This window comes from Pedobacter chinensis (assembly GCF_003339865.1).
GTDB lineage: Bacteria > Bacteroidota > Bacteroidia > Sphingobacteriales > Sphingobacteriaceae > Pedobacter > Pedobacter chinensis.
The window spans coordinates 145,599-154,812 of the sequence record NZ_QPKV01000005.1 but is presented as its reverse complement, the minus strand read 5'-3'; the positions used below and the strand labels follow the sequence as shown (position 1 = coordinate 154,812).

Below are 9,214 nucleotides of genomic sequence, written 5' to 3'. Positions count from 1 at the left end.
CCTGGACAGCTCTACTGCCATCTTTTTGAACTCATCGTCAAATACTCTGTGTTTCATATATGCCAAATTTAAAATTACATTTCAAATCTGCTCCATAAATGTCTCTACTCAAAGATAGCAACTCCACTTTGTTATTTCCAAACCTCTTTCCTGATCAGTTTAAAACCCATCACGGTACGGTGTATGTTTACTTTGAAGCTGCTACCGTAATCCTGACCCTGGTATTACTCGGCCAGCTATTAGAAGCGAAAGCGCATGGCAAAACCAATAGTGCCATTAAAGAACTTCTGAAACTCTCCCCTAGTAACGCCATCAGAATAAGGGATGGAAAAGAATCAACCGTAAATATCGATGAGATTATCAAAGGAGATCTCTTACGAATTAAACCTGGCGAAAAAATCCCTGTGGATGGGAGTATCATTGAAGGCGAGGCCGTTATCGATGAGTCTATGATCACTGGCGAGCCCGTTCCGGTTGAAAAAACAAAAGGCGATCAGGTACGCTCGGGCACCATCAATGGAAACCGGACTTTTCTCATGCTCGCAGAAAAGGTTGGCAGTGAAACCCTGCTCGCCCAGATCATTGAAATGGTTAATAATGCCAGTCGGTCAAAAGCACCCATCCAAAAACTGGCCGACCGGATCTCGGGATATTTTGTACCCATTGTAGTGTTAATCTCTGTGCTGACTTTTGTCCTGTGGGCAATCTATGGCCCCGATCCTGCTCTGGTATATGCACTGGTAAATGCGATTGCAGTGCTGATTATCGCCTGCCCTTGTGCACTTGGATTGGCTACGCCCATGTCGGTTATGGTTGGTGTAGGAAAAGGGGCCCAGTTGGGCATCCTGTTTAAAAATGCAGAAGCCCTGGAAAAGATGAATGCCATTGACACCCTGGTTATCGATAAAACAGGCACACTCACTGAGGGTAAACCTTCTGTCGAAAAAGTGGTTAGCACTACCGGAGAGTTGAATGAAGCGGAAATTCTTCAAAGGATTGTTTCACTTAACAAAAACAGTGAGCATCCCCTTGCTGAGGCAACCATTCGTTACGGAATAGTGCAAAAAGTTTCGGCCAGCCCCGTTACTGATTTCGAATCTGTAACCGGAAAAGGAGTAACAGCCAGAATGGCCGGAGAACAGCTTTCACTAGGCAATAAAAAACTGATGGAAAAGATTGGTGCAGCCATTTCCCCCGAGGTTGAAAACAGTGTAAATTTAGAGCAGAAAAAAGGAAAAACGGTATCTTATCTGGCCATTGGAAAGCAGGTTGCAGGATTTATTGTTATTTCAGATCAGATAAAACCATCCAGTTCATCAGCTATAAAAAGTCTGCAAAAAGAAGGTTTGGAAGTTATCATGTTCACAGGTGATAATGAGTACACTGCAAAAGCTGTAAGTGAAAGTCTTAAACTGAATGGCTTTAAAGCGCAGATGCTTCCCGAAGATAAGTTCAGTGAGATTAGAAAACTACAGGAAGCGGGTAGAAAGGTAGCTATGGCCGGAGATGGAATAAATGATGCCCCGGCACTTTCTCAGGCCGATATAGGGATTGCGATGGGCACTGGAACAGACGTCGCCATACAGAGTTCGGCCCTTACCCTGATCAACGGCGACCTGGGAGGGATTTGGAAAGCGAAGGCATTAAGCAGAAAAGTCATGTCGAATATCCGTGGCAACTTGTTTTTTGCTTTGGGTTATAACATCCTGGGCATCCCTATTGCAGCCGGAGCCCTCTATCCTGTTTTCGGCATCCTGCTCTCCCCTATGCTCGCAGCTCTGGCCATGAGCCTGAGCTCAGTTTCGGTTATATTAAACTCATTAAGATTGAAGAAATAATATTAAGCGAGTCTGTTCAAAAAATCTCATTTGTTGTTATTCCCGATTGATTGGGTTATTCAAATGCGTTTTTTTCCATAGCGAAAGATTTAAGATTTAGCAAGCATTCACTGTTAATCATAATTCTAATTTAAATTCTTAAGAAAACAATGTCCCGCAGATTTAAGAAAATCACGCAGACTTTATCTTATCTGCGTGATCAGCGGCATCTGCGGGAAAACACCCGAATAATCCCCAGACGATGAAACACAAAAATCAATAAACAGCATTACTCCGTTGCAAAAACAATTCAGCAGTAAACCAGGCACAATGTCTGCGGATCAGGGATTCTCCGTGCCTATCAATGACGTGTTTTTATAATTCACTGTTAATCATAATTTAAATTCTTAAAGAAACAACGTCCCGCAGATTTAAAAAAATCACGCAGACTTTATCTTATATCTTATCTGCGTGATCAGCGGCATCTGCGGGAAAACACCCGAATAATCCCCAGACGATGAAACACAAAAATCAATAAACAGCATTACTCCGTTGCAAAAACAATTCAGCAGTAAACCAGGCACAATGTCTGCGGATCAGGGATTCTCCGTGCCTATCAATGACGTGTTTTTATAATTCACTGTTAATCATAATTTAAATTCTTAAAGAAACAACGTCCCGCAGATTTAAGAAAATCATGCAGACTTTATCTTATCTGCGTGATCAGCGGCATCTGTGGGAAAACACCCGAATAATCCCCAGGCGATGAAACACAAAAATCAATAAACAGCACTATTCCCTTGCAAAAACAATTCAGCAGTAAACCAGGCACAATACCTGTGGGTCAGGGATTCTCCGTGCCTATCAATGACGTGTTTTTATAATTCACTGTTAATCATAATTTAAATTCTTAAAGAAACAACGTCCCGCAGATTTAAGAAAATCACGCAGACTTTATCTTATCTGCTTGATCAGCGGCACTGCGGGAAAACACCCGAATAATCCCTAGGCGATGAAACACAAAAATCAATAAACGGCACTACTCCCTTACAAAAACAATTCAGCGGCAAACCAGGTACAGTACCTGTAGGTCAGGGATTTACTTGTAGCTGCTTAGCGGTCTTCACTGCGTCGATAATTGTTTTTGTTTTCTCCTTAATTTAATGACATTGGGTTCCCGCCTGCGCAATGACGGGCGAGTCTCTATCCAATCTTATGCAGTTGCCGTAAGCGTATTACCTGAAATAGTGAGTGGATATGTTTTCAATGCACTTGTGGTACCTCCGTCATTTGGTTGCGCTAAAATGGCACCTGCTGTGGTATACCTGGAACTATGCAAACTACATTGGATATAATTATTGGCTTCTATAAATGCAAGCGAACCACCTTGATGTGGACAAGTTGCCTGAGTTGCAGCAAATGAAGAAGTTGTATTTCCAGAGGCGATGCGGATAAACAAAATGCCACTTACTACTATTGATGCACCAACCGCTAATATTTGTGTGTTCAGATCGACATTTACACCTGTACCCGGAGGTACTGGTCCACCACCAGGTTTATTGGGTTCAGGTGAATCACTTTTTTTGCCACAGCCGGAAAAGCAACTGCCTGTACAAACCAGGGCAACTCCAAGCCCGAGCGATTTAATAAATTCATTACGTTCCATAGTTTTGTTTTATTAGTAAATTTTAGATTGAATATTTTTATCCTTTGATTTAAATAGTGTGAAATTTCTGGAAATGGTAAAGCCAAAGCGTACACCTCCGTGTTTCCACGATTTTTTAGTATCGGCAATAAAGCTGTTCTCCGAAATAAATTCTGAATTCATAAAATTTAGCGAAAAGACATGTCCACCGGTTTCAATTTCTAAACCAACGCCAAGTGGATTATATAATTTTTGGCTCAGATCATTCGGACGGTTTAAACCATTAACCAAAGTATAGTCGGCGATAAATGATAAACGTTTGGTCAGTTTTAGTCTCCCTGCAAAACCGATGCTAAATAAATTTTCCGGATCTCTGGATTCAACTGTGTTTTTCCTGAGCAAAACTGAAGGTGCAACTTGCAAGGAAAGCCGTTGACTGATTTTTCTGGAAATTAAGGGCTGCAAAAAATAAGTAAAACGATTGGCATACACCGTAAATTCATTGGTTGCAAAAGGTGCTCTGGTGATCCAACCCATCTGTGCCAGGAATGTGATATTCAGTGGAAAATCATGGTGTTTGCCGCCACGCTGTTCAAATAATTTATATTTTAAAAATCCATTGTATAATTCATCATGCTTACTCCGGCCAATACTTACGGTTAACCGATCGGTTATACCATAATCGAAACCAATAAATAAATCTGAGGCAACATCTAAACCGTAAAGGGTATGTGCACTTCCAAACTCTCCGCCAATGTCTCCAAAATGATGCCGTATACGCATATCGAGATCATGAGCTTTTTGTGTTTCTGTGGAATGAGACAATACAATCCTCGTCGATTTAAAGGCAGGATTGATCATTTTAAACTCGGAGGTGTCAGTTATTGACTGGAGCAGTGAATCTGCTGATTGAGCAAAAAGTTTACCACTTATCAAAAGGATAAAAGTGATTAGCGTATAGATTTTTGACATATATTTATGGTTTTTGAATAAGCGTTCCGTTAACTTTTACACTGATAACCTTTGCAATCTTGGTAAAAACAAGTGTTGGAATCCTGATGTCATGATCAGCACAAGCCACATCAAAAGCAGAAGTTATATTCACTGAGCCGTCTTTTATTGAAATTTTTGCAGGAATAGTCCGGGTTTTACCAACTCCATGAATGGTGAATATCCCTTTGGCCATTACATTATACTCTCCATTTTTTGTCCAGTTGATATTAGGCTCAATACTTCCTTTAAATGATGCTGTCGGATATTGATCGCTCTCCAGATAATTTTCATTAAAGTGTTCCTGCATCAGTTTTTTCTCAAATTCAAAGCTTTTAACAGGCACTTGAAAAGCGAACGCTCCGCTCTCAGCGATCAGTACTGCAGAGGTTTTATTGCTTGCAGCTCTGATATCCTCAATTGGAGTAGACGAAAAAAAAGAAGTCTTAACATTCCCCGAAACATAGTTTTGGGCATTTGCTGATAAACAACGTATCAATAGAAATATGACAAGAACAATTGCCATTATCGTTATTTTTGTTTTCATTGAGCTAAAGTTTATGTCAGTTGAATTAAAAGTGCTATCGCTGAGCTCCAGGTCAGGGTAAGAGTATGTTACTCCAATAAAGGGATAGATTATAAGGCCGGCCAAATATGCCAGCCGACCTTATCCCATCTACCCAACCCCTATATCTTGTTAAGGTGCAGGAGCAACCGGAGATGTGGTATTAAGCACAAACCAAAAGCCTGGCGCTGCACCAACACTTACGCCTTTGTTCTCTCCACGCTTGGTATCTTGCGAGAAATAATACAAAGGCCAACCCTTATAAGTCATTTGTTTTTTTCCAAAAACATCAATCACGCTAATTAAATCTTTAGAAATGACCGATGGTAAGCTTTTTAAATCCATTTCGTAAACCGGCCATATACTATTATTACTCAAATCGGCATTTGTAAACGTGTTTTTATTGTTTTTGTCGGGTGTAAATGCATAAACCGTTCTTCCCTTCGTATCAGTAAAATACCTGGTATTGCCATTTCCTTCCACATAGCCAGCGGTATATGCTTTTCCATTTAAGCCAACCAATTGCGCATTGGCAAGCATGAGTGAGTAATCTGGTTTGGCCACAAACCAGATACCGCCCACGCCATCTCCTTTAATATCGCCTGATGCAGCATCATTTGCATAATAATAAAGTGGATAACCTTTATAGGTACTTTGCTTTCTTCCATCTGCTCTGGTAATCTCTCCAACTTGTGATTGATCCAGATTCATATCGGTACTGATATCAGCCGAATAGTAAAGCGGCCATACGGTTTCACAATCGCCAGTACAATTTGCTGTTCCGGCAACATCTGTGGCAAAAAAGTAAAGGCTCTTTCCATCTTTATCTGTAAGTACAGTTCCGAATTTCGAATCAGTTGTTAGTTGGATTCCTTTTCTATCAATTGCTGGATCATCACTGCCTGATTTCTTGCAGGCGGCGCTCAATAACAAGGCTATACAACAAATAGCCGGCATATTTCTTTTTAGGTAGGTTAACATAAAGGTTTTGTTTTAGTATTATTATCTTTATTTGCTGTCATTACGCACCCGAATTCGAAATGGTTGCTACCAGCAGTAAAGTTTTTTTTAAAAAAAGCATTCCAAAAAATATTTTTTTTATAGGCAACCTTTTGTAAATCCTTAACGTAATGCATGTTGAAAGGAGAATCAGTGACCACTAATCGCGATGGTGAACATATTATACAAGGGTATATAGAAGGCTGTATTAGAAATGACAGAAATAGTCAAAAAGCACTATACAAACATTTCTACAGCTTTGCTATGGGCATTTGTTTGCGCTATGCAAACAATAGGCTTGATGCTGCTGGGATATTAAATGATGGCTTTTTCAAAGCATTCAGGAACATTTCGAAATATGAATCCACCAAGGCATTTTTGCCCTGGCTCGGAAGGATCATGACTAATACTGCCATTGATTTCTACCGCACAAACTTAAAGTTTGCCGGGCATCTGGATATCGATGGCTTTGAAGGTTTAACACAAGTAAGTGCTGTTTATGATAAACTGGCCTATAACGACCTGCTGAAGCTTATACAAAACCTGAGCCCGGCCTACAGAACTGTTTTCAATCTGTTTGCGATTGATGGTTACAGCCATGAAGAAATTGCGGAATTACTGCAGATCTCTGTAGGGACATCAAAATCCAATCTGTTCAAAGCCAGGCAAAAATTACAGGAAATGCTTAAGGCTACAGAGGAAATAACCTACAAAGTTCAACCTTCGGATGAGAACAAAAACCTTTTACAGGTACGATTAAATACAAATATGCAATGAGAGAGGAAAAAGACATAGATAAGTTATTTAAGGATGGATTGGAAAATCCTGATATTCCTTATAATGACCTGGATTGGGACGTGCTGGAAGAACGATTGCATCCTAACCAAAAACGCCGGATAATACCATTTTTCTGGATGACAGCCGTAGCTGGGATTGCTGCTGTGTTGCTTGTGGTTTTTTTATTGATCGAACCCCATCAAAACTTAACCGATGTCAATGTTGACAACAAAAAATATAGTAAGGATAAAGAAAACCCGATATCAGATCTTCATACAAAACCGGCCGAGAAAGACCGTGACCGTTCTAAAATCAGTAATACATTGACCATTGGAAATAACCCAAATGCTTTTGCAGCGTTGAATCAGAAATTCGTAGACAAGAAAACATTGTCTCCAAAAGCAGATACATTTATATTTAATCAGCATGGAAGGCTTGCTGATCTCTCAAATAACAGGATTGAACCGGAATTCTTTCAAAGTTCTGTAACATTGGCACATCAGGAATTCAATACCCCTGTGGCATTAAAAAGCGCAGATAAACCATCTATAAAAAGCACTAAAAGAAAACCAAATTTTGTACTGGGTATCGTTGCTGCGCCAGATTTGACAAGTGTACAAAAATCGGGTAAAAGTAGTTTAAGCGGAGGTATTGGCATAGAAGCCACTTTAATGCTAACCAAGCGGTTAAGCATTACAACAGGAGCTTCTTATGCCAAAAAAATATACGATTCAGACTTTAGTTTATATCGTCCACAATCAAATTATGTTTTCAAAAATCAGCCCACCAACATCCATGCGAACTGCGATGTACTGGATATTCCGCTTAATGTAAACTACAAATTGTTGGGCAACAACCGAAATTCTTTAACATTGAGTACAGGATTATCAAGTTATCTGATGCTTAAGGAAGCGTATTACTATTCTTATCAAAATGACTATGCTGCCGGTCCACAATCGTATGAGGTAAAAAACCAAAACCAGCACTTTTTAGGTGTTGCAAATATTGGTGTGGCCTTTCAACATCAAATAAGCAATAAACTCAGTATTAGTATCACACCTTTTGCTAAAGTTCCACTAACTAATATTGGCTATGGAAATTCAAAATTATCATCAACAGGGATTGCCGTTTCTGTAAACATGACGAACCTGTTCAATAAAAAACAAGGCCCATCAATACCATAACTTATTCGTGATTAACCGAAAACTTATTTTTATAACCATGGATCCAAAAGGAGAATACGGCATCAAAACAGTAACTCATTCCGCTTTCTATGGTTTATTCTCCTTCTTCCCCACTGTTTTTCATCTTCATTAAAATTGCATAGGCATTTTTGGTTACGATATTACCTGGTCTGCTTTTTGTCTTAATCTCTGTAAATCCCTCCATAGCAGTACCAATTTCAACCGGAATCATTTTATACCGGTAACTGCCGAGGTCTTCAAATACATAATATTTATTCTCCCATTTTACAACTGCATCTTCCGGAACTGCATCAACAACTGCATTTGAAACTGAAATTGCAGCATTGAGAAATGTTCCTGGTAACAACTTATTACCTGCATTTTCAAGGTCGCAGTGTACAGTTGTGGTGCGGTCGCCCTCAATATTCGGGGTAATAAGGTGTATTTTAGCTATGTATTTTTTCTCCGGGTTAGCAGATGTTGTACAAACAATTTCCTGTCCAATTTTAAGGCTTGCGGCGTCACGTTCAAATACCGTAAGGCTTGCATGAAGCGCTCCGGGGCTGATAAGCTCAAAAAGTACATCGGCTGCGTTTACATATTTCCCGGCATTAACATTCACTTTGGTCACATAACCGCTAATAGGAGCATAAATGCTAATGCTCCTGGTTATGTTATCCTCGTTCAATGTTAAAGGATTGATTCCGATAAGCCTCAGTTTCTCTGCCAGTGACTTTACCAGCACTTTCTGATTATTGAACTCACTTTCTGTTTGCTGAAAAATCTTATCGCTGGTTGCTTTGGTTTGGTTCAGCCCTTTTTGCCTGATATAATCTTCTGCCACAAACTTCAGCTTGTTTTTTGAAGTAAGATAATCCTGCTGCAACTGAATATATTGTTGATCTTCTACTGTAGTGAGCACAGCACCTTTCTTAACCATCATCCCTGGAATCAGCAACATCTTCCTGATATATCCACCCATTGGCACGCTTACCGAGTAGGTGTTTTCGGGTGGAACATCAACCACTCCATTAACGTTAATGGTGTTATACATTCGCTTTGTCTCAATTTTTCCTGTCCGGATATCTGCATTCCTGACCTGTTCAGCACTTAACTGTACCTCATTTGTATTTACCGTTACCGCCTGATCGACCGAAATGTCTTTTTGATTTTCCGGATTACCGCAAGCCATTAACACAGCCATGCAAATAATTCCTACATTTAATTTATTCTTCAT

At 39.8% G+C, this 9,214-nt stretch carries 8 protein-coding genes; 3 read left to right on the top strand and 5 right to left on the bottom strand.

Translation table 11 applies throughout. The annotated features are described in order from the left end of the window. Positions 1 to 98: 98 nt before the first annotated feature. Complete coding sequence (locus tag DU508_RS14210) at positions 99 to 1,838, top strand: copper-translocating P-type ATPase (protein WP_115403467.1); 1,740 nt, start codon at positions 99 to 101, stop codon at positions 1,836 to 1,838. A gap of 1,192 nt (positions 1,839 to 3,030) precedes the next feature. Here DU508_RS14210 and DU508_RS14205 read toward each other — a convergent pair. The 4 genes from DU508_RS14205 to DU508_RS14190 all read right to left on the bottom strand — a co-directional run bounded on the left by DU508_RS14205 (position 3,031) and on the right by DU508_RS14190 (position 5,998). After that, complete coding sequence (locus tag DU508_RS14205; RefSeq protein WP_115403466.1) at positions 3,031 to 3,483, bottom strand: QcrA and Rieske domain-containing protein; 453 nt, start codon at positions 3,481 to 3,483, stop codon at positions 3,031 to 3,033. 12 nt (positions 3,484 to 3,495) lie between these two features. Further along, positions 3,496 to 4,434 (bottom strand): DUF5777 family beta-barrel protein, encoded by a 939-nt coding sequence (locus tag DU508_RS14200; RefSeq protein WP_115403465.1) that lies wholly within the window; start codon positions 4,432 to 4,434, stop codon positions 3,496 to 3,498. 4 nt (positions 4,435 to 4,438) lie between these two features. Continuing rightward, on the bottom strand, positions 4,439 to 4,999 hold the full coding sequence (locus tag DU508_RS14195; protein WP_115403464.1) for a YceI family protein: 561 nt from the start codon (positions 4,997 to 4,999) through the stop codon (positions 4,439 to 4,441). Between the two features lie 150 nt (positions 5,000 to 5,149). Beyond that, on the bottom strand, positions 5,150 to 5,998 hold the full coding sequence (locus tag DU508_RS14190; protein ID WP_115403463.1) for a hypothetical protein: 849 nt from the start codon (positions 5,996 to 5,998) through the stop codon (positions 5,150 to 5,152). A 153-nt stretch (positions 5,999 to 6,151) separates the two neighbouring features. On the opposite strand from DU508_RS14190, the gene DU508_RS14185 reads away from it, so the two are divergent. Next, a complete protein-coding gene (locus tag DU508_RS14185) occupies positions 6,152 to 6,793 on the top strand; it encodes an RNA polymerase sigma factor (protein WP_115403462.1) in 642 nt (213 codons plus the stop codon). Further along, a complete protein-coding gene (locus DU508_RS14180) occupies positions 6,790 to 7,977 on the top strand; it encodes a hypothetical protein (protein ID WP_115403461.1) in 1,188 nt (395 codons plus the stop codon). The genes DU508_RS14185 and DU508_RS14180 overlap by 4 nt, the downstream gene beginning before the upstream one ends. Before the next feature lie 94 nt (positions 7,978 to 8,071). Here the strand turns inward: DU508_RS14180 and DU508_RS14175 are convergent, their stop codons facing one another. Next, a complete protein-coding gene (locus tag DU508_RS14175) occupies positions 8,072 to 9,214 on the bottom strand; it encodes an efflux RND transporter periplasmic adaptor subunit (RefSeq protein WP_115403460.1) in 1,143 nt (380 codons plus the stop codon).

What these genes read in the sequence shown, in the direction of transcription:
- DU508_RS14210 (WP_115403467.1), top strand. Translation starts at nt 99, where the DNA reads ATGTCTCTACTCAAAGATAGCAACTCCACTTTGTTATTTCCAAACCTC.
- DU508_RS14205 (WP_115403466.1), bottom strand. Translation starts at nt 3,483, where the DNA reads ATGGAACGTAATGAATTTATTAAATCGCTCGGGCTTGGAGTTGCCCTG.
- DU508_RS14200 (WP_115403465.1), bottom strand. Translation starts at nt 4,434, where the DNA reads ATGTCAAAAATCTATACGCTAATCACTTTTATCCTTTTGATAAGTGGT.
- DU508_RS14195 (WP_115403464.1), bottom strand. Translation starts at nt 4,999, where the DNA reads ATGAAAACAAAAATAACGATAATGGCAATTGTTCTTGTCATATTTCTA.
- DU508_RS14190 (WP_115403463.1), bottom strand. Translation starts at nt 5,998, where the DNA reads ATGTTAACCTACCTAAAAAGAAATATGCCGGCTATTTGTTGTATAGCC.
- DU508_RS14185 (WP_115403462.1), top strand. Translation starts at nt 6,152, where the DNA reads ATGTTGAAAGGAGAATCAGTGACCACTAATCGCGATGGTGAACATATT.
- DU508_RS14180 (WP_115403461.1), top strand. Translation starts at nt 6,790, where the DNA reads ATGAGAGAGGAAAAAGACATAGATAAGTTATTTAAGGATGGATTGGAA.
- DU508_RS14175 (WP_115403460.1), bottom strand. Translation starts at nt 9,214, where the DNA reads ATGAAGAATAAATTAAATGTAGGAATTATTTGCATGGCTGTGTTAATG.